The sequence below is a fragment of the Companilactobacillus mishanensis genome (genome assembly GCF_003946505.1).
Classification (GTDB): domain Bacteria; phylum Bacillota; class Bacilli; order Lactobacillales; family Lactobacillaceae; genus Companilactobacillus; species Companilactobacillus mishanensis.
Map to the genome: position 1 here is coordinate 123,724 of NZ_RHON01000001.1, position 22,662 is coordinate 146,385.

Sequence of the window (22,662 nt, forward strand, 5' to 3'; positions counted from 1 at the left end):
TGATAATCAATCACTTCTTTGTTTATAATAAATATTAGAATATCACTGATAATAGTATTAATAAAGACCAAAATGTTCGTGTTTTGCCCATAAACCGCAATCATTCGTCCAAAAATAATTTATACGTTATAATTGTTTTGTTATATAAGTCTGTTTGAGGAGGATCTTATGAAGAAAATTATTAATGATGTTGAGAACATAGTGCCTGAAATGGTTTCAGGTCTAGTACGTACGAATTCAGATTTGGTAAAAGAGATTCCTGGTACTACAGCAGTGGTAAGAAACGATGCTGGTTTTGCGTCTGCTGATCAAGTGGGTATTGTCTCAGGAGGTGGTAGTGGTCATGAACCACTTCATGCTGGGTTTGTTGGAGATGGAATGCTGTCCGCAGCTGTCGCAGGTCAAGTGTTTACCTCACCAACGCCCGATCAAATTTATGAAGCAATCAAGGCCGTTGATAAAGGTAAAGGTGTCCTATTGATTGTCAAAAATTATTCCGGTGACGTTATGAATTTTGATATGGCTAAGGAAATGGCAGAAGCAGAAGACATTAAAATCGGTACAATAGTTGTGGACGATGATATCTCAGTTGAAAACAGTGAATTCACTCAAGGGAAACGTGGAGTTGCTGGGACTGTTTTAGTCGAGAAGATTCTTGGTGCAGCCGCACGTTCAGGCATGGCACTGGATGATTTAGTAAAGTTGGGTAAGAAAGTTGTTGATAGTACAAAGACAATCGGAATTGCACTGAAAGCAGCAACAGTCCCAGCAGTTGGACATCCTGGATTTGACTTGGGTGAAGATGAAATCGAATTTGGAATTGGTATTCATAATGAACGTGGATATTCAGTTGAAAAAATTCAACCTTCTAAAAAGCTTTCTCAAGAATTAGTAGAAAAGATTACCGGTGAGTTTTCTGACAAGTCAGGAGATTTTGCTATTCTTGTCAACGGAATGGGCGCAACACCATTAATGGAGCAATATATTTTCGCAAATGATACTTTAGATGCGTTGAAGGCGAAAAATATAAATGTTAGTTATAGTCGTGTCGGTAACATGGTCACCTCATTGGATATGGTCGGAATCTCATTGACAATAATGAAGGCAGACCCTGAATGGATCAAATGGCTTAACGAACCAGTTAAAACAATTGCATGGTAGGAGATCAATATGAAAATTGAATTAAATGATGCTGAAAAATGGATAAATTTATTCGTTGATAAGTTAGAGAAAAATAAAGCAGAACTGAACGAACTGGATACTGCCATTGGTGATGGTGATCATGGTACAAATATGGATCGTGGTGCTAAAGCCGTCAAAGACGCGTTTGCAAAGAAAACACCAGTTGATTTATCTGAGCTTTTTAAAACAACTGCATTTGCAATGATCCAAAAAGTTGGGGGAGCATCAGGTCCTTTATATGGAACTGCCTTCTTGGATATGTCAAAAGCAGCTAAGGATAATGATGATTTGTCTGCTTTAGTACAAATTGGTGCCGATGGCATCAAACGTCGTGGACAATCTGATGTCAAAATGAAAACAATGATCGATGTATGGCAACCAATTGCGGATGATCTAAAACAAGGTCCGTTGACTGACCAACAAGTTACAGATGCCTTGGAATCAACCAAGGATATGGTTGCTACCAAAGGTCGTGCAAGTTATTTGGAAGAAAAATCAGCAGGACATTTGGATCCTGGTTCTCAATCAAGTGCATATCTGTTCGAATCTTTGATTGAAGTTATCGGAGGTTAAAGTATGAAATATGGAATTGTTATCGTATCCCATTCAGTGAAAATAGCTGATGGTGTGAAGGATTTAATTTCTGAAGCAGCGCCAAGCCTTTCAATTACTGTTGCTGGTGGTACAGATGAAAATGCAATCGGATCGTCGCTAGAGAAAATTCAAAAAGCATTTGATGAAAATATTGGTGATGAAATCTTAGCTTTCTATGATCTTGGTAGTTCTAAGATGAATTTGGAAATGTTCATGGAAATGACCGATAAGGTAGTTCATAAATATGATGTTGCTTTGGTTGAAGGTGCATATACTGCGGCAACTTTGGCTGAGATTGATTCACCGTTAGAGACTATTGAAAATAGTTTGAAACCATTAATTATCAAATAAAAGACATACCATGACAATATATTGTAAATTGATGTTTAATTTATAATATATTGTCTTTTTATTTGTAATATATTGTTATTTATGTAATCAGTAAGGTTGATATATTAATGTTTATTGATTGATAAATCAAAATATAGATTATTTATTCATAAATATAGACTGATATTATTGTGAAAACAGCTTGTGGAAAACGCTTACATAAGGTATTCTTTAACTCAAAGGAAGGGAGGAGAATTCACAATGAAGAAATCATTTATATTTAGCTTAATATTTGGTCTATTTTTTGCAGTTATTACTTTTGCGAGTTTTAATAATAAGAGTTTTGCTTCCAACAACTATCCAGTTGTGTTTGTTAATGGCTTGACAGGTTGGGGTCGAGGTGAGGCCGGAGACAATTTATATTGGGGTGGAAAGACTACCGATTTGATCAAGGACCTCAATTATGGCTCCGAGTCTGATCGACCAAATGCTTTAGAGGGCACTGTCAGTCCTTATAGTAGCGATTATGATCGAGCAGTGGAATTGTACTACTACATAAAGGGTGGAACTGTCGATTACGGTCAAGCACATGCTGACCAGTATGGACACTCTAGGTATGGAAGAACATTTCAGGGCATTTATCCTAGCTGGGATGGCACCAATAAATTGCATCTGTTAGGTCATTCGATGGGCGGCCAAACTGTCAGGGAACTAGATACGCTACTCAGGGATGGAAGTCCCGTTGAAGTTCAAGCCACTGGTGATCAAACCAGTTCGCTTTTCCAAGGTGGCAAGAATTGGGTGGATTCAGTTACAACAGTTGCAACTCCATCTAACGGAACGCCAACTGCAACTGATGTTGGAAATCTGCGAGTTGTAAGACATTTACTTTATACCGGTGCACTGGTTGGAGCAAAAGTCCCACTTGTAGTTCCATCAGCAGACTATAAACTTGATCAATGGGGATTAACGAGAAATCAAGGTCAATCAATGATCGATTACATTGGTACCGCATTGAAAAGTAGAATTTGGTCCACAAATGATAACTCTTTATACGATCTAACATCGAATGGGGCAACCGCTATCAACAACAGGACCAATCTATCTCCAGATGTTCATTATTTTACGTATTCAGGTTTAGCAACCAAACCTAATGCTTTTGGACGCTATGTACCTATTTCAACTATGAATAAGGTCGACAAAATTGGCGCAGCATTTATTGGAGCTGCCGGAAATGATCCAAGATGGTGGCCTAATGATGGAGAAGTGCCGGTTATATCTGCACAATTTCCAATTGGTCAGGCAGCTGTTCGTGATGATGTGACGGATGATTCACAGACTGGTGAATGGCAATACAATGATCCAGAAAACGGCTGGGATCATAAAGATTTCGTATTACAAGATTATGATCAGGCATCATCATTGAGAAACTCGATAGTGGGATTTTACGATAATATTGTCCGCAAATTACATGCACTCTAAATTAATCACGAATTGTCATTAAAATTCTTAAAACTTAAATGCCCTAAAGGTGGTCACCCCCTAACTCCTTTAGGGCATTGTAGTGTCCTGAATTTTTCATTAAGTGAATCGAAGTTAGTGCTAATAAATTTATAAATTTGGTATAACTTCATGAGATAAGGGGTATTGAGTGAATATTTCGTGGTAGAATAAACATAAACGATTTATGGATTTTAATTCCAAATATTTTTATATTTACATCTGAATTAATTAAACGACTAGAGTAATTTTATGGTTAATGTATTCTCTGAGGGATTTAGCCAAAATGCTGAACAGATAAAAAAAAGTAAGCGAACTCGACTTGAAGAAGAAAATTTTCTAATTGACGAAATACCAGAAAATTGTGCTTTAGTAAGTATTACAATGACAATCCCAGGACCCATCAAGAACAACAGATTTTTGAGTCATACATTTGATGTGGTAGTGAAAGATTTTCTTTCAAACTACAACGTAGTCAAAGAAATTTTATGGGATATAACTACTGGACCCGAAGCATTTATTATTATCGAAAAAGATCCTGGAGTATTAAAAGAAGAAGCAATCAAGTATGAATCCGATAAACCATTGGGTGCCATCTTTGATATCAATGTATTTACTGTTGAAGGTGATAGTGTTGATCCAATCACCAGAAAAGAACTAGGCGTACCAGAAAAGAAATGTATGATTTGCGACAATACAAAAAAAGAATGTGTTACAAATCAAACACATTCCGATGAAGAGTTCCGTCAGTTTATTGACAAGTTGATCAATGACAATATTGATTTTTAAAAAATATTGATAGGGAAAGCCGTAAGGATCTCTCTATTTTTTTATAGTTAATTTTCTATAATTATTAAAATGTGCATTTTTGGCTTTTTGAAACCGTTTTGATGATATGATAAAAACACTGGAGGGTATAAACAACAAAGGAGATTAAATAAATATGAATATGTACCTTTTGATTAATATTATTGGTCTATTTGTGTTCTTAGCTATTGGGGTGTTGTTCTCTAAGAAACGTAAGGAGATCCAATGGAAATCAATCATTATTATGGTTGCTTTGAATCTTTTAATGGCGTGGTTTCTGACAAGTTTTGATGTTGGTCGAGCCATTGTTTCTGGAGCTGCAGAAGGTTTTAATTGGCTAGTCCAGGTTGCGTATGTAGGTATTGAATTTGCCTTGCCAAGCTGGGTCCATGTCAAAAGTATGGATTTTGTAACTAGTGCATTATTACCGATCCTGCTGATTGTTCCATTGTTTGACATATTAACTTATATTGGAGTTCTACCATTTATAATTAAGTGGATCGGAAAAGGATTATCATTTATCACAGGTCAACCGAAGTTTGAATCATTCTTTGCTGTTGAAATGATGTTCTTGGGTAATACTGAGGCACTAGCAGTCTCAAGCCTCCAATTGAAAAAAATGAAACCTGAACGTGATGTGACTTTAGCGATGATGTCTATGAGTTGTGTCACAGCATCTATTATTGGAGCCTATATTCAGATGATGCCGGGTAGATTTATTTTGACCGCGATTCCAATAAATATCATAAATGCAATCATAGTAACTAGTTTATTGAATCCGGTTAAAGTTGATGCAGTTGAAGATACGGTTGCAACAATTTCTAACGATGATGAAGGTAAAAAAGAACCATTTTTCTCATTCTTAGGTGATTCTATCTTAGGTGCAGGTAAATTGATCTTGATCATCACTGCGAATGTTATTGCTTTCGTTGCTTTAGCTGCATTGATCGACAAAGTTCTACAATTAGTAAATCCATGGTTGACCTTGGAGCATATCCTTGGAATTATCATGTATCCCTTCGCTTGGTTGCTAGGTTTAAACAGCCATGACTCCTTCCAGATGGCGCAATATATGGGTACCAAGTTAGTTACAAATGAATTTGTTGTAATGGGTAAAGTTACAGATATTATTAATAAATTTGATCCACATTTCAAAGCAGTTCTGACAGTCTTTATCACATCGTTTGCTAATTTCTCAACCTTGGGAATGATCATTGGTTGTTTCAAAGGATTAGTTGATAAGGGTAAAAATGATATTATTTCTAAAAATGTTGGTTATATGTTACTTTCAGGTATTTTAGTTTCGCTATTGTCAGCAGCTTTTGTTGGATTATTCGTATGGTAATAAAAAGGACGATTATTATATAATCGTCTTTTTAAGTGCTATTGGATCCATTTGAATACATTTTCAATATTTGCTGTCCAAGTATTCCATGAGTGATCACCTTTGACAGATTTCCAAGTATAGTTAGATGCCAATTTTTCGGTCATGAAATTTTTGAAGTTTAAATTATCTTCATACATATAATCGTCTGTACCACAGATGGTTAGGACTTTTTGCTTTGAATTGTTTTCCGAGAAAATATTATATGGTTGATTAACTTTAATTTTCTCTGGACTATCAAAGATAGTATCAAAAGTTTCTGGAGCCATTGGGCATGAAGGATTATTTCTAAAATGTTCAATATCAGTAATTGGTGATAATGCCGCAACCTTACCAAAGATTTTGGGATTTTTAAATCCAATTTTTAATGCACCATATCCTCCCATACTTGAACCGGCGATGGCAGTATCGCGTTTGTGTGTAGAAATAGGTAGGAGAGACTGTATTTTTGGAATCAGCTCATCCACGAAATACGAATAGTAAGGGATGAAATTAGAGTCGGTATAAAAAGCATTTCTTGCCTCTGGCATGATGACCGCCGTATTATATTCACGAGCCAACTTTTCGATATTCGTGTGACGGATCCAGGCTGAATCGTCACCAGTATACCCGTGTAACAACCAGAGTGTCCGGTAGTTGTTCTCATTTGTGTCAGGGATAATGGCGGTAGTTTTAAAATAAGTATGTAAATAATTTGTTCGATAACTGATATTGATAAGTGACAAGTTAGTGCCTCCTAAATATTTATCTTCACGTTGATTATAGCAGAAGTATTGTTTTTTAGGATTGAAGAAAAAGGTGAGCAATTTGGATGAACCAGAATATTTAGTATTTCCCTTTGAGATAAAAGATTTTGGAAAAATAAAAATGAGATTAATTCGAAACAAAGGTATGGTCACTTTGAGTGATGAAGGAAAGGTCCATAAGTATGTCAAAAATAATGACATTTCTCAGAGTGTCATCAGTCATTTCCTTGAAAAATATAAGGTCAAACAACATGGTAAAGAGTTATTTGTTATTGTTCCTGAGAATGAATTAAAGATGGCTAAAGATAGACTATTACAGGCTATTTTGGGAATTTTAGTCAATTAAAAAAGAAGCTGTGAGTAGTATCACAGCTTCTTTGTGTCTCTAAATGTTTTTAAACTAAGACTTCAATAAAAGGTTAAAGGTTCGCTTAGCTACGGAATAAAACAGTTTAAATATAGTTAACAATTTGCATAAGGATTTGAACAACCACAACGAATAACACGGTAGATGTTGTGACTAAGTTTGTTGCATATTCGACATCACCATGAGATTGTCCAACTAAGATCGGTAAAACAGCCAATCCTGGTGCAGCAGCTTGGATGATCAGAGTATTGCTCTCCAAACTAGGCATTGTAGTTCCCATTGAAGCACCAAGCATGATAAAGCATATCATCAGTGCAGGAGCAAATAAGAATCTTCCCAATAATGCCCAAATTGTATCTCGATCAAATCTAATTGATTTCAATCCGGCATCTGCTAGGATGATACCAATGTAGATCAGTGACATTGGAGTAACGATTCCACCAACCATATCTAGAGTTTTTGTGATCCATTCTGGAATAGGGATGGCTAGTAACAAGAATACAAGAGAGACTAGAAATCCAACAAGTGGAGCTGGTAAAAGTTTACGCCAATTAAATTCTTTCTTTGTATCTTTAGTAACAGTTGGATCATCATTAGAAATGAAGAAAACACCAATTGCCCATGTAGAAATAGTGTTCATAACATAGTAAACCAAGAAGTATGGCAAACTCTTTGTACCGAACAACGCCATGTTAAGTGGCAATCCAATAAAAATAGTATTTGCATTAGCAAACATATTGATAAAAGTACCACGACGACCTGGTCGGATACGTAAAATTTTAGTTAATAACCATGCAACGATATAGCTACCAGCAAAACTGGCAAATGCAAAGACTAGTCCGCCTGAAAGACTAGCCAGTTTGTCTCGAGTTAGATATTTTAATACTGAGACAAAGATTGATGCAGGTAATGCAATGTTCATAATTAAAAATGAAATGTTTCCTTTGAATTCGTCGCTGAGACGACCTGAGTTTCTAAGCCAGTAACCTAATGCAATAACGATTACAATTTCAGCAACGCTTTCTAATGAAGTAACGAAAGCTTCCATAAAAATTCCCCTTTTTGACTAATTAAATTAATATTCTGGTGTCCATTTAAGTTGTTGAACGGCTTTGTCGCCATCCTTTGAGTCGCTAAGGTTTTCCTCGATTGCTTGTTCAGCAACACCATTAGCAACTGTCATACTAAAGACATCTAATTTTGAAACAGGAGGTAATACAGCTGCTCCTGGTTCGGTTGGGTCAACGATTCCCCCAAGTGAATGAGCAGCACGATTGATCATACCGTCTGACAATAATTTTGCATTTACTGCAAGTGCACCGAGTCCAAGTCCTGGGTAAACTAAGGCATTATTTGCTTGTCCAATGTGGTAAGTAACACCGTTAAGTTCAACAGGAGCGGCTGGAACACCGGTAGCAACTAGTGCTTTACCATCAGTCCAGTTGATTAAATCTTCTGCAGTTGCTTCTGCCAATTTAGTTGGGTTTGATAATGGGAAGATAATTGGACGGTCAGTGTGTGCTGCCATATCCTGAATAATTTCCTTGGTGAATGTTCCTGGTTGTGTAGAGGTACCAACTAAGATAGATGGATGTACAGCATTCATTGCTGCCTTCAAAGTTGTAAGTTCATCAGCATTACTGAATTCACTACGATCTCTGGCAAATGGTTTTTGCTCGGGAGTTAGACCTTCTGTATCTTTGAAAAGTAGTCCTTGTTTATCGACGAGATAGAAGTGTTTGCGTGCTTCGTCTTCAGAAAGTCCTTCTTCGACCATGGCATCAAAAATACGTTTTGTGATACCTGCACCAGCAGTTCCGGCACCAAATGACATATAAACTTGGTCAGTTAATTTCTGTTTAGAAATGTTTAAAGCACCAAGGATACCGGCAAGTGTGATGATTCCTGTACCCTGAATATCATCATTGAATGTCAAAATCTTATCCTTGTATTTATTGAGGATGTTGGCGGCATTATCACGACCAAAATCTTCAAAGTGGAGATACATATTAGGGAAAGTATCTTCAGCAATTTCAACAAATTTATCAACGAAGGCATAGTATTTGTCTCCTCTGACACGTTCGTGGCGATTACCGAGATACAAGTCATCATCGAGTAACTTTTGATTATTTGTACCAACATCAAGAACGACAGGTAACACTGATTTAGGATCAATTCCTGCAGCTGCAGTGTATACCATCAATTTACCAACTGAGATGTCAACACCTTGCAGACCCCAGTCACCAATACCGAGAATTCCTTCTCCATCTGTTACAACGATCAATTTAATATCGCGACCGTCAGCAGCATTTTTTAAAGTCTTTTCCATATTGTCGGGATCATCGATTGATAAATAGGCTGCATTTTGGGGGTCGATGAATAATCTACTATAGTTTTCGATAGTGTCAGCGATGGTTGGATCATAAACGATTGGCATGAATTCATTAACGTGTTCGCTGAAAAGCTTATAGAACAAAACTCTATTTTCATTGAAGATATCCATTAAGAATAATCTTTTAGCTAAATCGGTATCTCTCATCTGATATTGAGCATATGTTTGTTCAACTTGTTGATCCAAAGTTTGAACGAATGGGGGTAAAAGTCCCTCTATTTGAAATTGCTTTCTTTCGTCTGCAGTAAATGCAGTTCCTTTATTAATAAATGGGTTATTTAGAACATTAAATCCTGTGTTTGTCATAAGCATCCTCCCGAATTAATTTACAGCATGACTATACACCGCTATAAAAATTATAGTCAAACGTGATATAATTAATAAGAATAATTTATAGGTGAATTATGAATATTAGAGACTTGCAATATTTTACAAAATTAAATGAATTAAAAAGTTTTTCTGATACTGCAAACTATTTTGGTGTCAGTCAACCAACTATTTCATATTCTTTAAAACGTTTGGAGAAGGAATACGAAACGGAGTTAATAGTAAGAAAAAGTTATGCTAACTCAGTCACGTTGACTGTTTTTGGTGAACAGCTAATGAAACACGCACATAGGATACTTAGAGAAGATAATCTGATGCGTAAGGATATTGACCGGTTAAAGACAAAAAAATTAAAAGTTGGATTTCCGCCGATCATTAGTGATTATCTTGTCCCTCAAGCCTTTGATAAATTGAAGACCTCAGGTATGTTAGATCGAATAGAACCAATTAGTGCAGGTTCAAAAGAATTATTAGATCAACTTTATGATGGCGATTTGGATATTTCACTGCTAGGTGCAAGTTATTTGCCACATGAAAATGATTTTGATTATGAAGTAATAAAAAAACAAAATTTCAAGATTATTGCGAGTGACAAGAGAGAGTTTCCCAAAACACTTCATTTGAAAGATTTGATAAATGAGGATGCAATCCTGTTGGACGAGAATTCAATGCATCGTCAGATCGTTGACAATTTAGTTGATAAATATAATGTATTTACAAACGTTGTCTACCAAACAGCTGATTATCGATTACTGTTGGACCTTGTTCGTGCAAATAAGGGGATTAGTTTGATTACCGAAACAGCATTGGTCAATGCCCCAGGAGTTAAAGAACTAAATGTAATAGATACCAAATTTCCACCGTTCTATATTATGATTATTTATCGTCATACTCTACAGAAGGGGCCATTGATGAATAAGTTGATCGAGATTTTTAGTAAATTATAAAATTAACCATTAATATAGAATTTAAAGTTCAAATTAATTGTAAAGTGGCAAGAAATTTTGTAGTATAAAGCCGTAATCAGAAATGATTACATTAACAGATTTAGAAAACAATACTAACTCCTATATAATCTATTTCATAATCAATATCAGATAACAGACCGTTTATCCGTCACCGAGAGGTGACGGTTTTTTTATTTTTATTTTCCGAACTACGATAAAAATATAAATGATAAGATATTACTTATTTGCGCTATACAAAATAGTTTATGAAGAATATACTGGTATATACCAAGTTGTAGAAAGTGCCATCTATTGGCATTTATATTGTATTTATCTTGGGACTTAAGTCATTTTGTTGTATATAGAATTGGATCGTTATGATCCTTTGAAAATTTTAACTGACCGAAACTAGGGGATAGTTCATTGTTTGTTAAAAATTTGATGATTCAAAATAAGACCAGGGGTGGTCTTATTTTTTTGTAAATATCTGCTCAAATAATCACAATATCCATAATTATTTTTGTGAAGCGATTTTTATTTTCCAGATATATAGTAAACACTTACCACAGTATGTTTTTATGGCTTCCATTACTAGCAGTTATAGCTGCTATGACTTTTACATATTGTTATTGAAAATAAATTGAACCTATAATAATCTAATAAGAACATTTTGCACTTGTATGTGAATGTGTTCACGTATGGGAGATGATATATTGGATGATTACAAAGTAATGTATGATGATGAAATCAAAGTTGGTATGACTGGAGAACTTACCAAACGTGTCACCGATGATGATGTAGATTCGTTTGCTAAGGTAACTGGAGATTGTAATCCGATCCATATGGATAATGATTTTGCCAAACAGTCAAATTATCTGGGTAGAGTTGCACATGGTATGTTATCTGCCGGATTGATTTCAGCATGTTTGGGCAATAAGATGCCTGGACCAGGAGCTGTATATATCAATCAAGATTTAAATTTCCATAAATCCGTTTTTATTGGTGATGTCTTGATTGTTACCTGCAAAGTCATTAACATCAAGGACAATGGTGATTCAAAGATTGTAACTTTGGATACAAAAGTTACAAATCAAGATGGTGATATTGTTACTGATGGACATGCAATCATGAAGCCAGCTAACAGAAATGAGTAATATTATTGTACATAATTAAAAAAAGATTTGAGGTGTTGGATGACCTCAAATCTTTTTTTGCAAAAAAAACGAGTGACATCTTTCGATATCACTCGAGTCTAAATTAATAATTAGCTTTATTTGCCAGGGAAGCTTGGGTGGCGTTTCTCTAAGAATGCTGCCATACCTTCTGTTTGATCTTCTGTAGCAAATGTTTGTGACCACATTTGTGTTTCGAAATCGATGGCTAGATCTAGTGGTAGGTCAGCGGCACGATCGATAACATATTTAGCCATGCTTACAGCAATTAGACCATTCTTCATAATTGTTGAAGCAATTTCGTTAACTTTATTCATCAATTCTTCTGGTGCTACAACTTCTTCGGCAATACCTACACGATATGCTTCTGCTGAATCAACCATTGAACCAGTAGCAATCATTTCTTTAGCTTTACCACGACCAACTAAACGAGTTAGACGTTGTGTTCCACCAAATCCAGGAACGATACCAAGTGTTGTTTCTGGTTGACCAAATTTAGCTTTTTCTGATGCAATACGGATATCACATGATGCAGCTAATTCAAGTCCACCACCTAAACAATAGCCATTAACTGCGGCAATTGTGAATTGAGGTAAGTTTTCTATTTTACCGAATGAATTGTGAGCAAGTTTTGATAGGTTTGAAGCTTCGATAGGATTCATATCTTTCATTTGAGAAATATCTGCTCCGGCAACGAATGCTTTCTCGCCAGCACCAGTAATAACCAAAATCTTGATCTTATCAGCGTTTGCTTTAACGTCATCTAATGCTTGACCAATTTCTGTCAATGTATCTGAGTTCAATGCGTTCATTGATTTTGGACGGTTGATTGTTAATGTAGCGATTCCGCCATTTTCTTCTAATAGAACATTTTCGTATTTTGTTGCTGTAACTGAGTTTGCCATTATTAGTAATCCCCTTTATTTCGTCTGGTTTTCACCAGCAAGTACTTTCAACCACAATAATAACGATAAATGAGTAAAAATCAAATTTACTGTGAAAAAAGTTCAAATAATGTAAAAAGTGAAAAGGCTTGAGAATAGGGGATTCAGCGAAATCAAATATTCTCTGAAAATTTATTTTTGAGCAAACTTTGTGAAATATTGAATAAAAATTGATCTAAAAACCGTTTAAAACCAGAGTGTTTGACGACCTATAACATATTTTTATGGTAGGTATGAAAAAATATTAATGTTTACGCTTTCAAAATAGTTTTGTATTATGCAAATTGTTAAGTCTGGCGACTGAACATTTGAAGAAATCTATAACCACAAATTATCCTTTCGATATTTTAAGCTACTTAACATATTAAAAAGGAGGCGTCTACATTGAGTGGAACATGGGATGCGCGTTTTGCAGCAGAGTTTTTTGGTACTATGATACTGATCTTATTCGGTAATGGTGCGGTGGCAAACTCATTTTTAAAAGGAACTACAGGTAATGGGGAACCTGGCCAAGCAAATGGTGGTTGGTTATTTATAGCCATCGGATATGGTTTGGGTGTTATGATCCCAGCGATGATGTTTGGATCTATTTCAGGTAACCATTTAAATCCGGCTATTACAATTGCCCAAGCAAGTGCCGGTATTTTCCCTTGGGACAAGGTTTTACCATATATCATCTGGCAGTTTGCGGGTGCAATGGTAGGTCAGTTACTTCTATTGTTAGTATATTGGCCATATTATAAGAAATCGAAAGATCAAGCATTGACATTGGCAACATTTGCGACTGCTGATGGTGCTGGAAGTTCTTGGAACGGTTTCTGGGCTGAATCAGTAGGTACATTTATTTTGGTATTCGGTGCTATGGGATTGTATCGTGGAATGTTCTTCCATCAAGCAATCGATATTGCCAACATTGGTGTAGGTCTATTGATCGGTGTATTGGTTATTGCACTTGGTGGTCCAACAGGACCAGCCTTGAATCCTGCTCGTGACTTGGGACCTCGTATCGTGCATGCATTGATGCCAGTTCCTAATAAAGGATCATCACATTGGGAATATAGTTGGGTTCCAGTTGTTGCTCCGATCGTAGGTGGTGTACTAGGAATATTCGTTTATAAAGCATTCTTTGGTTTATAGAAACGTTAAGATACTCAAGTTAATTGACACTTGGGTATCTTTTTTTTGGTTTATTGATGACAAGAAAATGATAAGTCAAAATTAATGTTTATAATATATTGTTCACGATTTCACGAAGGTGCCTGATACACCGGCACCATAACTTTTAGTTATGAAAAAAATAAAAAAGTTATATTGGTTTCGATTTGTGTAAAGGTTTACATTACTGAGTGAAGGCAGTTAAGTGAAAAATGAAAGAGCTTGATAGTGAACAGTTCTTACATAAAAAAATATGTGAAATGCTTAACTACCATCTATAGAAATTCAACCGATTAAGTTTAAATGACTCGGCTATAAAAACATTTGAATAACTCAAACTTATCAATCAGCGAGTACTTTCATATTCAAATGTTAAATGGTAACCGTAAATCGTTTTTACTTGATCCAGATGATTTTAATTCTTTGTAAAAAAGGTGGAATTGATATGTCAGATACAAGTACAGACACAATGGTAAAAATTAGCGAAAAGCTAAAAGGTAACGTTGCTAGATCAGTTAATCCTTATGGATGCCGTCAAGAAATTTTGAATCAAATCGCTTATGTACAAGGCAAAGGTCATTATGAAGGTGCTAAAAAAGCATTGATCATCGGTGGTTCATCAAGTTATGGACTAGCAAGTCGTATCACAGCAGCATTTGGTCAAGGAGCAGATACAATTAGCGTTGCTTTCGAACGTCCACCAAAGGATGAAAAGATGTTAGGTACAGCTGGCTGGTACAACAATATCTACTTTAGAGAAGAAGCAGAAAAGGCTGGATTGATCGGTAAGAACTTCAATGGTGATTGTTTTACACAAGATATGAAAGACAAAGTTATTGATTATATTAAGAAAGAATTTGGTGGTCCAATTGACTTATTAGTATATTCAGTTGCTGCACCAAAACGTGTAAATCCTGACAACCCTGACGAAGTATGGCGCTCAGTAATCAAGACAGTTGGTAAACCAGTTACTGGTGAAAACATCAACCTTCAAGAAGGTAAATTGTTCGAACAAACTGTTGAACCAGCTACGGAAGATGAAATCGAAGCCACAAAGCACGTCATGGGTGGCGAAGATTGGGAGATTTGGGTAAATGAATTGAAGAAGGCCGGCGTTCTTGCTGACGGATTCAAGACAATCCTTTACTCATACATCGGACCAAAGAGTACATATGACTTCTATCACGAAGGTACTTTAGGTATTGCTAAAGATGCTGCTGAAGAATCATCACATAAGATCCAAAAGAATATTGATGACATCAATGGTGAAGCATTGATTTCTGTATCACGTGCCGTAACAACTAAAGCTTCTGTTGTTATTCCTATTTTCCCTCTATATTGTTTAGCACTTTATAAAGTTGAAGAGGAAACAGGAACACACGAAACACCAATCATGCATAAAGATCGTCTATTCCGTGACATGGTTTATGGTGGCCGTCGTGAAGTTGATGAAAACGGTCGTCTACGTCCAGATGCATGGGAACAACGTGAAGATATTCAAGAAAAAGTTTCTAAGTTAATGGCAAAAATTACTCCAGAAAACTTCAATACTGATTTAACTGGTTATGCAGAGTTCCGTCGTGAATTCTTACAAATCAACGGATTCGAAGTTCCTGGTGCAGATGAAACAGAAGTTGACTTGGATCAATTGATGAAATTAAAACCATAAAATAATAATTAAATGCAACTTCTTTAACAGCATTAGGCTCGGGCGAGTAGTTGTAACAAATAGTAATAAAGGATGGGGTGTGTTTTAGATGACTGTGCAATTTATAAACAGTGAAAAGGCCGCAGAACTTATTCCTGATGACGCGACAATCGCTTTAGAGGGATTCCTAGGTTCAGATGTTGCTGAAGAAATTCTTGAAAATATGCGTAAGAGATTTGACAACGAGGGTCATCCAAAGAACCTTGAAGTATGGCATGCTTCAGGTATTGGTGATGGTAAAGATCGTGGTACAAACAACTTTGCCGCAAAAGGTATGTTAAGAAGACTAGTAGGTGGCCACTGGGCACTTGCTCCAAAATTGGAGCCACTAGTTGCTGACAATGAGTTCGAAGCTTATAACTTCCCACAAGGAGTTATGTCACAAATATTCCGTGATTCATCAGCTCATAAACCAATTCAAATTAGTAAAGTTGGGTTAGGTACATTCGTTGACCCTGATGTTGAAGGTGGAAAATTAAACGATGCTGCTAAAAAAGATGATCTAGTTTCAAAAATGAAGATCCATGGTGAAGACTATCTTGCATATGAAGTACCAAAGCCTAATGTGGCTATCCTCCGGGGAACATATGCTGATGAAGACGGTAATATCACCTTTGACGATGAACCTTTGATTCTTGAATCTACATCAATCGCAATGGCTGCACATAATAATGGTGGTAAAGTCTTTGTTCAAGTTAAGAGAGTTCTAAAAAAAGGTTCAATGAAACCTAAGGATATTAGAATTCCTGGATTGTTAGTTGATTATGTTGTAGAAACATCAGACGAATCAATGACAAGACAAAGTACTGATACTCAATTTAACCCAGATTATGTTAACCAAGCTGTTGTTAAACCAGCTGGAGCAATTGACGTACCTTTGGATGCCAAAAAAGTTATCGCTCGTCGTGCAGCAATGTTCAAGAATGATGATGACAATATCGTTAACTACGGTATTGGTAAGTATCCTGAAACAGTTTCCCTTGTTTTGAAAGAAGAAGGATCTGCTGAAAATATTACAACTACCGTAGAACCCGGAACATTCGGTGGTGTACCAATGGGTGGAGGAGACTTTGGCTGTGCCATTGGACCTGAAGCTACAATTGATCAACCATACATGTTCGACTTCTATGATGGTGGTGGTATTGATATCGCCTTCCTAGGATTAGCTGAATTAGATAAGAAAGGTAACATCAACGTATCTAAGTTCGGTCCTAAGATTGCCGGTACTGGTGGTTTCGTTAACATCACTCAAAACACACCTACAGTTGTATATACTGGTACATTTATGGCCGCTGGACTTAAAGAAGAGGTCAAAGATGGTAAATTGAATATCCTTAAAGAAGGTAAATTCAATAAATTAGTTGACGCTGTTGAACAAATCACATTCTCTGGTCCTGTTGCACATCAAAATAAACAAAACGTTTATTACGTAACAGAACGTGCCGTCTTCAAGTTAGTAGATGGCGGTATTGAATTAACAGAAATCGCACCAGGAATTGATCTACAGAAGGATGTATTAGACCATATGGACTTCAAACCTATCATTAGTGACGATTTACGTTACATGGATCCTCGTATTTTTGAAGAACCATTAATGGGTGATACAAACAACAAACCTGGCGAATCAGTTAACGTGAATGCTTAATAATTAAAAAAGCGAAAAGTCATTAAAAATGGACTTTCCGCTTTTTTTATGGTTTTTCGATGAACTCTTCTTCATTCGAGTTTAATTTTTTAAAGTAGTTTGCGATCCACTTTTGAGTGTATCTCACTAGGTTATTTGGATATACGTCACCTAAATTGCAAAGGCTGATATCCCAAGGGAAATATGGTTCAAAGTCACGATGTTCGATATCACCAGAGTAATTTTCACCAATGGGTGCAGCGACGATACCGACAGTGTTTTCCATCTCTTGACACATATTAAGAATCAAGTCCCAAGAACTAGTTTGGAAAAAGAAATCCGGTGTAATGCCGCGTTGGCTGAACTTCTTTTTAACTTGGTAGGTGACCATGAAACTATCATCTAAAGTAACAATTCTTTCTTTACCGATCTCGTCGATTGGGATTGGACCTTTACGTTCGTGGAATCGATGGTTTTGATTGAACCATACAGCAACTGAATCTTTATAAATAACGTGTTCTTGAATAGAAGGAAAAGTTGCGGGTGAAACCAAAACTGCTAGGTCGATTTCTTGCAAGATCAACATCTTTTGAAGTTCATAAGCACCTTTTTCAACAATTTGTAAATCTATGTCAGGGTTTTCTTGGATAAACTTCGGAATTGCTCGATTAAATACAGTTGAAATTATGACGGGAGCAATACCAACTTTGACGGTTCCACGTTTCAAAGTTGCTTTATCTCGCATACTTTTCATCATGTCATCATAGTCGGAGCTGACCTGTCTACCATGACGAATCAGATCTTCACCCAGTGGTGTTAGACCAGTAATTCGACCTTTACCACGGATAAAAATTTGGATGCCTTCTGTATCTTCAATTTCACTGATCAGTTTACTCAGTGCAGGTTGAGAAACATGTAAAATACGGGCACTTTTTGTTAAATTGAAACCATTATCAACAATAGTGATTAAATATTGAATTTGATGTATATCCATTTAAATGACCTTTCTATTTAAAAATCTAATAAATAATATAAAAAGAATTATTCAATAGCTATTATCATCTCATTAAAGTATTCACTCGACAATAGAGTTTGCTGGAAATTTCACAGAATCAAAATATTTAATTTTTTTAGTCAAAAAGGAGGTAGAAAAATGCAATTTATTACAAGCGATGGTGTCAAACTAGAATATGATGATGTCGGAAAGGGGCAACCCATATTAATTATGACGGGATATGCCGGATACAAGGAAATTTGGCGTTCTCAAGTGGAGGTATTGAGCCAAAATGGATATCGTGTCATTAATTTGGATCGACGCAATCATGGTCGTTCAGAGACCACCACAAAGGGCTTAAGGATGAGCCGTCAAGGTAAGGATGTGGCCGAATTGCTGGAACATCTGAACTTGGAAAATGTTGATATCATGGGTAATTCTATGGGTGCTGCTACTATTTGGGCTTATTGTTCCTTGTATGGCGACAGTAATTTGCACAAAGTTATTAGTGTGGATCAATCACCAAAAATGATTTCCGAACCAGATTGGCCATATGGATTATTAGATTTGAATTGGGATAATTTTCCTAAAGCATCAGAAAGGATGTATGCAGTTCATACTACGTATCAACGTATTAATGATGAAACATACAAAGCTGTGAAAGAGGCACAAGGAGGTAGGAAATTTGATTATACTTTGAATCGTCCATTATTGTATGATCATGCGTTTCAAGATTGGCGAGATGTGATCTCATTACTCAATATTCCAGTATTATTTATGTCAGGCGGTGAGAGTCCGTTTTGGTCACCAGAACATGCTGTCGTATCCGCAAAACTATGTCAAAACGGTGAATCCTTGATCGTGCCGGAAGCTGGTCACATAATTATGTCTGAACGTCAGGACTACTTTAATGAAAAAATGTTAGAATTTCTTTCCGATTAGAATATTACTTTTGTAAGACAAAATCGTTACTTTTTCTATAAAAGAGTGCATAAATGTCAGATTTTATGCACTTTTCTTATATAATTGCCATTAAGGACGTGAATCTTGAAATCATGATCATGTCACATGTAATCAGTATGGTATAATTTTTGTACAAAGTTATTAGGAGTATCAGATAAATTATGAAATACACAAATGAGCAACAAACTGAAATAGCTCAATATGCAATAAAAAACGATAATGATTATAAAGCTACCGGTGAAAAATACGGCATATCTTATCAACAAGTAGCTGCTTGGGTCAGAAAGTTTAACAAGAATACTGGTGTAGCGGATAAGAGTAGTAGCAAAAAAAAGACTACAGAAAAAAAAGCAACAACTACGAAAAAAGCTTCTCAATCTAAAACTAGTAAAAAGATCAGTCCTAAAAAAAATGACAAGAAGACTTCATCATCTGTTGCATCCAAAAAAGAAGAATCTGCCAGTACACTAGATGTATTAAGCAGACGCGATCCTGTTTTAGAGAAACAGTTGGAGGACGTTAAGCGTCGTCTTGGCTTGATTTAATAGGAGGATAAATGTTCATGAAAGAAATAATATTTGTCTGTCTTGGAAATATTTGTCGGTCACCAATGGCCGAAATGATGTTTGATGATCTGATCAACAAGGCGGATTTGAAATCGAATATTAACGTTGAATCTAGATCAACGTCAACATATGAAATCGGAAACGCCCCACATCCAGGAGCAATTTCTGAACTGAAAAGACAAAATATTCCTGTTATTGAGCATTTTGCTGAACAAATATCTGATTATGATTTTCGACATGCAGACCTTATTGTCGGAATGGACGCCCAAAACATAATCGATCTTAAAAATATGGCACCCTCTGGTACTGAAGAAAAAATATTTAAAGCGTATGACATTTTAGATATTGATAAAGAAATTGAAGATCCTTGGTTTGATCATAAATTTAATAGGACTTTTACCCAATTGGAAGAGGTATTACCTCAGTGGTTGGAGAAGGTCAAAGCTTAAACTTTCTGGAATTTATTTTCAGAAAGTTTTTTATTTTCTGAAAAGTGGTATGTTTTTAGTAAAGGGGAGGGGTCAATGTGGTTTTACATTTAGATGCTGTAACTGTAGTCATAAGATTACTGCTCGCAACGGTAATATCTGGTGTAATCGGATGGGATCGGGCGCAGAAACATCGTCCAGCTGGTATAAGAACTCATATATTAGTGTGTTTGGGTGCATGTATTATTGCCTTAGTACAAAAAGAAATTGGCTTCGATGCCTTAGAAATAGCCAAGGTATATCCACAATATAAAGGCATAGTTCGTGCGGACGATGCTCGATTGATTGCTCAAGTTGTAAGTGGAATTGGTTTCCTTGGTGCTGGTACGATCATCGTTGAACACCATTCCATCAAAGGATTAACTACTGCAGCAAGTTTATGGGTCGTTGCCTGTTTAGGCTTAGCAGTAGGGATGGGTAACTATATCATCGCGATTGCCAGTTTTGTAGTTGTATATGGTGTAATTGCTTTTCTGAAAAGAATCGTTTCTGTCAGTCCAACAAGAAATTTAGAAATTCAATATGATAGTAAAACAGATTTCAAAAAATTTATTTCGGACTATTTTGATAAACAAGATATTACGGTAAATAATGTGAGTTTTAGGGCCAGCAAGATTGACGATAAATACGTTTATACCAACGTTTATGAGGTAAAATTACCTCATAAGATGACCTATGTAGATGTGGTCGAAGATTTATCAGGAAATGATAATATTACAAAAGTTCGAGCAATTTCACCAGGCTAATTTTGTAATCTTTTGAACACCTAACCTTAATCAAAAAGATAAGAATACTAGCAATCACCATTTAACTTTGGTAAAGTATTTTCCTGTGGGACAAATCAGATAAATGGGTGATTAAATATATGTTAGTTTTTCTGTTCAGTATGTTTTTAGCAATCGTCCTTTTGACGGTATTGCTTATGATAGTTAAGCGAAATTCATTCAGAGTTGGAATTTGTTTGGGATTTGTTTTAACTGTTGGAACTGCGATTTATATTTCTACCAATGCATCAAGGATTGAATTTACTTCGGCTTGGCCTTTTATTGAGAAAGTTCAAAAGGTTCAAGCTGATGACGATGATCGGAAGATTCAACTTTCGGTGTCGGATTTTAAAGAAGTTCAAAACGATTATGACTATGTTTCTTATACCGAACTTAGTGAAAATAACAAGTTATATCGTGGGAAGTACATTAACCAATGGGGTAAGATCAAGGATGTCATTGCTAATGACCAAGTAGGTTGACAGCTTGTCATTGATCTTCACGAGGATGAAGAGAGTAGTCCTGTGCTGGTAAGTTACCATCTTAGCGACCTAGCCAAAGAGACAAAGAACCTTAAAAAAGGTGATTTAGTGAATGTTTATGGTGAAGGCTCGAGCAGTGAAGGTAGACTTAACCAGAAAAAAATACCCATGATAGACGCACATTTTATAGAATATGAAAATAAAGGAGCAAATTCTTAATTGAATTTGCTCCTTTTGTATTAATATCTGTGTTTATTTAACCAGTTTAAAATCTCTTGATATATTTCCCATTTTCTACTTGGTTCATTTAATATTTCATGCATCAAGAAAGGATAAACATGAATTTCTTTATCTTTGGATGAAAACTTCTGATAAATTTCTAGTGAGTCTGAAACGGGAATCAAACCATCTGCTTCACCATGTAGTAAAAGAATTGGATCAACAACTTTATCTAAGTCTTGTTTCAAGTCTGCCGCACTATCCATCAAGGTATTCATCAAACCTACTGTAAATTCTTTAAGGTTCATTGGATCATTATTATACTTTGCTGTTACTCTTGGATCAGTATTTACGCCTTTTCCGAGTTGATTAGGTAAGTATTTCTCTGGATCACCATCAATTTTATCAGTAAAGGAAATTGAGAGTGGGTCAGTAGCAACGATGCCATCTACTATGCCTGGATAATTGGTAGCAACTTTCAAAACTGTGTGTCCGCCCATGCTATGACCTAACAAGAACGTTGGCAGATTTGGAAATTGAGTTTTTGCCATATCAATAACTATTTTACAATCGTCTGGTAAGTTGTTCACGCTCGTTAAATGGCCACGTTTCCCCTCAGATTTACCGTGACTTCTTTGATCGTAGCGAAATACGTTAAAATTATTCTTTTGAAGAAAACTAGTGATAGTATCATATCTACCTGAGTGTTCTGCTAAACCGTGAACGAGAACGATATTTGCAAACGGATAGTCTGCTTTATCGGTTTGTTCAAATAAGTTCAGACCCTTTGTAGATGATTCAATCATTTCCTCTGAGTGTCTACTAAAATTATTATCAATAAAGTCCATAAAATTACCCTCTCTTATTGGAATCGATTACATATATATTTTACTACAATGTGAATTCAAAATAAAAAACACCCATCAAAATTAATTGATAGGTGTCATTTTAAAATTATCAAAAGGGTTTTGTTTAGAACTAACGATAATCATACTTTAGAAATATTG

23 protein-coding genes are annotated in these 22,662 nt (G+C 35.9%); 17 read left to right on the top strand and 6 right to left on the bottom strand.

Features of this window, described 5'->3' with window-relative positions; all coding sequences use genetic code 11:
* Positions 1-168 precede the first annotated feature (168 nt).
* The 6 genes from dhaK to EKM63_RS00645 all read left to right on the top strand — a co-directional run bounded on the left by dhaK (position 169) and on the right by EKM63_RS00645 (position 5,758).
* Complete coding sequence (gene dhaK, locus EKM63_RS00620; RefSeq protein ID WP_125702685.1) at positions 169-1,161, top strand: dihydroxyacetone kinase subunit DhaK; 993 nt, start codon at positions 169-171, stop codon at positions 1,159-1,161.
* A gap of 9 nt (positions 1,162-1,170) precedes the next feature.
* Positions 1,171-1,755: a dihydroxyacetone kinase subunit DhaL gene (gene dhaL, locus EKM63_RS00625; RefSeq protein ID WP_125702687.1), complete on the top strand. Its 585-nt coding sequence runs from the start codon at positions 1,171-1,173 to the stop codon at positions 1,753-1,755.
* A gap of 3 nt (positions 1,756-1,758) precedes the next feature.
* Positions 1,759-2,127 carry a dihydroxyacetone kinase phosphoryl donor subunit DhaM gene (gene dhaM, locus EKM63_RS00630; RefSeq protein WP_125702689.1) on the top strand — a complete coding sequence of 123 codons (369 nt, stop codon included), beginning with the start codon at positions 1,759-1,761 and terminating at the stop codon, positions 2,125-2,127.
* A gap of 240 nt (positions 2,128-2,367) precedes the next feature.
* Positions 2,368-3,588 (top strand): lipase-like domain-containing protein, encoded by a 1,221-nt coding sequence (locus EKM63_RS00635; RefSeq protein ID WP_125702691.1) that lies wholly within the window; start codon positions 2,368-2,370, stop codon positions 3,586-3,588.
* A 270-nt stretch (positions 3,589-3,858) separates the two neighbouring features.
* Entirely contained in the window at positions 3,859-4,395 is a 537-nt protein-coding gene (gene citX, locus EKM63_RS00640) for a citrate lyase holo-[acyl-carrier protein] synthase (protein ID WP_125702693.1), read from the top strand.
* Positions 4,396-4,555: 160 nt separating this feature from the next.
* On the top strand, positions 4,556-5,758 hold the full coding sequence (locus tag EKM63_RS00645; protein ID WP_125703434.1) for a NupC/NupG family nucleoside CNT transporter: 1,203 nt from the start codon (positions 4,556-4,558) through the stop codon (positions 5,756-5,758).
* 38 nt (positions 5,759-5,796) lie between these two features.
* On the opposite strand, the gene EKM63_RS00650 is transcribed toward EKM63_RS00645, so the two are convergent.
* Entirely contained in the window at positions 5,797-6,522 is a 726-nt protein-coding gene (locus EKM63_RS00650; RefSeq protein WP_125702695.1) for an alpha/beta hydrolase, read from the bottom strand.
* Between the two features lie 73 nt (positions 6,523-6,595).
* Here EKM63_RS00650 and EKM63_RS00655 point away from each other — a divergent pair, with 73 nt between their 5' ends.
* Positions 6,596-6,889, top strand: coding sequence for a DUF1828 domain-containing protein (locus EKM63_RS00655; protein WP_225418236.1), 294 nt, complete (start codon positions 6,596-6,598; stop codon positions 6,887-6,889).
* Positions 6,890-6,995: 106 nt separating this feature from the next.
* On the opposite strand, the gene EKM63_RS00660 is transcribed toward EKM63_RS00655, so the two are convergent.
* Positions 6,996-7,958 carry an AEC family transporter gene (locus tag EKM63_RS00660; RefSeq protein WP_125702699.1) on the bottom strand — a complete coding sequence of 321 codons (963 nt, stop codon included), beginning with the start codon at positions 7,956-7,958 and terminating at the stop codon, positions 6,996-6,998.
* 27 nt (positions 7,959-7,985) lie between these two features.
* Positions 7,986-9,608 (bottom strand): malolactic enzyme, encoded by a 1,623-nt coding sequence (locus EKM63_RS00665; RefSeq protein ID WP_125702701.1) that lies wholly within the window; start codon positions 9,606-9,608, stop codon positions 7,986-7,988.
* Positions 9,609-9,706: 98 nt separating this feature from the next.
* Here EKM63_RS00665 and EKM63_RS00670 point away from each other — a divergent pair, with 98 nt between their 5' ends.
* Both EKM63_RS00670 and EKM63_RS00675 read left to right on the top strand, forming a co-directional pair.
* The gene (locus tag EKM63_RS00670; protein WP_125702703.1) at positions 9,707-10,576 is read left to right on the top strand and encodes a LysR family transcriptional regulator; all 870 of its coding nucleotides are present in this window, start codon (positions 9,707-9,709) and stop codon (positions 10,574-10,576) included.
* Between the two features lie 713 nt (positions 10,577-11,289).
* The gene (locus EKM63_RS00675) at positions 11,290-11,730 is read left to right on the top strand and encodes a MaoC family dehydratase (RefSeq protein ID WP_125702705.1); all 441 of its coding nucleotides are present in this window, start codon (positions 11,290-11,292) and stop codon (positions 11,728-11,730) included.
* A 116-nt stretch (positions 11,731-11,846) separates the two neighbouring features.
* Here the strand turns inward: EKM63_RS00675 and EKM63_RS00680 are convergent, their stop codons facing one another.
* A complete protein-coding gene (locus tag EKM63_RS00680; protein ID WP_125702707.1) occupies positions 11,847-12,653 on the bottom strand; it encodes an enoyl-CoA hydratase-related protein in 807 nt (268 codons plus the stop codon).
* A gap of 423 nt (positions 12,654-13,076) precedes the next feature.
* Between EKM63_RS00680 and EKM63_RS00685 the strand changes: the two genes are divergently transcribed.
* From EKM63_RS00685 to EKM63_RS00695, 3 genes are all read left to right on the top strand, one after another.
* Entirely contained in the window at positions 13,077-13,829 is a 753-nt protein-coding gene (locus EKM63_RS00685) for an MIP/aquaporin family protein (RefSeq protein ID WP_125702709.1), read from the top strand.
* A 463-nt stretch (positions 13,830-14,292) separates the two neighbouring features.
* Entirely contained in the window at positions 14,293-15,516 is a 1,224-nt protein-coding gene (gene fabV, locus EKM63_RS00690; protein WP_125702711.1) for an enoyl-ACP reductase FabV, read from the top strand.
* Between the two features lie 88 nt (positions 15,517-15,604).
* Positions 15,605-17,200, top strand: a complete 1,596-nt coding sequence (locus EKM63_RS00695) for an acyl CoA:acetate/3-ketoacid CoA transferase (protein WP_125702713.1) — start codon at positions 15,605-15,607, stop codon at positions 17,198-17,200.
* Positions 17,201-17,246: 46 nt separating this feature from the next.
* Here the strand turns inward: EKM63_RS00695 and EKM63_RS00700 are convergent, their stop codons facing one another.
* On the bottom strand, positions 17,247-18,173 hold the full coding sequence (locus EKM63_RS00700; protein ID WP_125702715.1) for a LysR family transcriptional regulator: 927 nt from the start codon (positions 18,171-18,173) through the stop codon (positions 17,247-17,249).
* A 159-nt stretch (positions 18,174-18,332) separates the two neighbouring features.
* On the opposite strand from EKM63_RS00700, the gene EKM63_RS00705 reads away from it, so the two are divergent.
* The 5 genes from EKM63_RS00705 to EKM63_RS00725 all read left to right on the top strand — a co-directional run bounded on the left by EKM63_RS00705 (position 18,333) and on the right by EKM63_RS00725 (position 21,436).
* The gene (locus EKM63_RS00705) at positions 18,333-19,115 is read left to right on the top strand and encodes an alpha/beta fold hydrolase (RefSeq protein WP_125702717.1); all 783 of its coding nucleotides are present in this window, start codon (positions 18,333-18,335) and stop codon (positions 19,113-19,115) included.
* A 182-nt stretch (positions 19,116-19,297) separates the two neighbouring features.
* Entirely contained in the window at positions 19,298-19,681 is a 384-nt protein-coding gene (locus EKM63_RS00710; RefSeq protein ID WP_125702719.1) for a helix-turn-helix domain-containing protein, read from the top strand.
* Between the two features lie 17 nt (positions 19,682-19,698).
* Complete coding sequence (locus EKM63_RS00715; protein ID WP_125702721.1) at positions 19,699-20,151, top strand: low molecular weight protein-tyrosine-phosphatase; 453 nt, start codon at positions 19,699-19,701, stop codon at positions 20,149-20,151.
* A 77-nt stretch (positions 20,152-20,228) separates the two neighbouring features.
* Complete coding sequence (locus tag EKM63_RS00720; RefSeq protein ID WP_125702723.1) at positions 20,229-20,936, top strand: MgtC/SapB family protein; 708 nt, start codon at positions 20,229-20,231, stop codon at positions 20,934-20,936.
* Between the two features lie 119 nt (positions 20,937-21,055).
* Positions 21,056-21,436 (top strand): hypothetical protein, encoded by a 381-nt coding sequence (locus tag EKM63_RS00725; protein ID WP_125702725.1) that lies wholly within the window; start codon positions 21,056-21,058, stop codon positions 21,434-21,436.
* A 239-nt stretch (positions 21,437-21,675) separates the two neighbouring features.
* Here the strand turns inward: EKM63_RS00725 and EKM63_RS00730 are convergent, their stop codons facing one another.
* Positions 21,676-22,503, bottom strand: a complete 828-nt coding sequence (locus EKM63_RS00730) for an alpha/beta hydrolase (RefSeq protein ID WP_125702727.1) — start codon at positions 22,501-22,503, stop codon at positions 21,676-21,678.
* Positions 22,504-22,662: the final 159 nt, after the last annotated feature.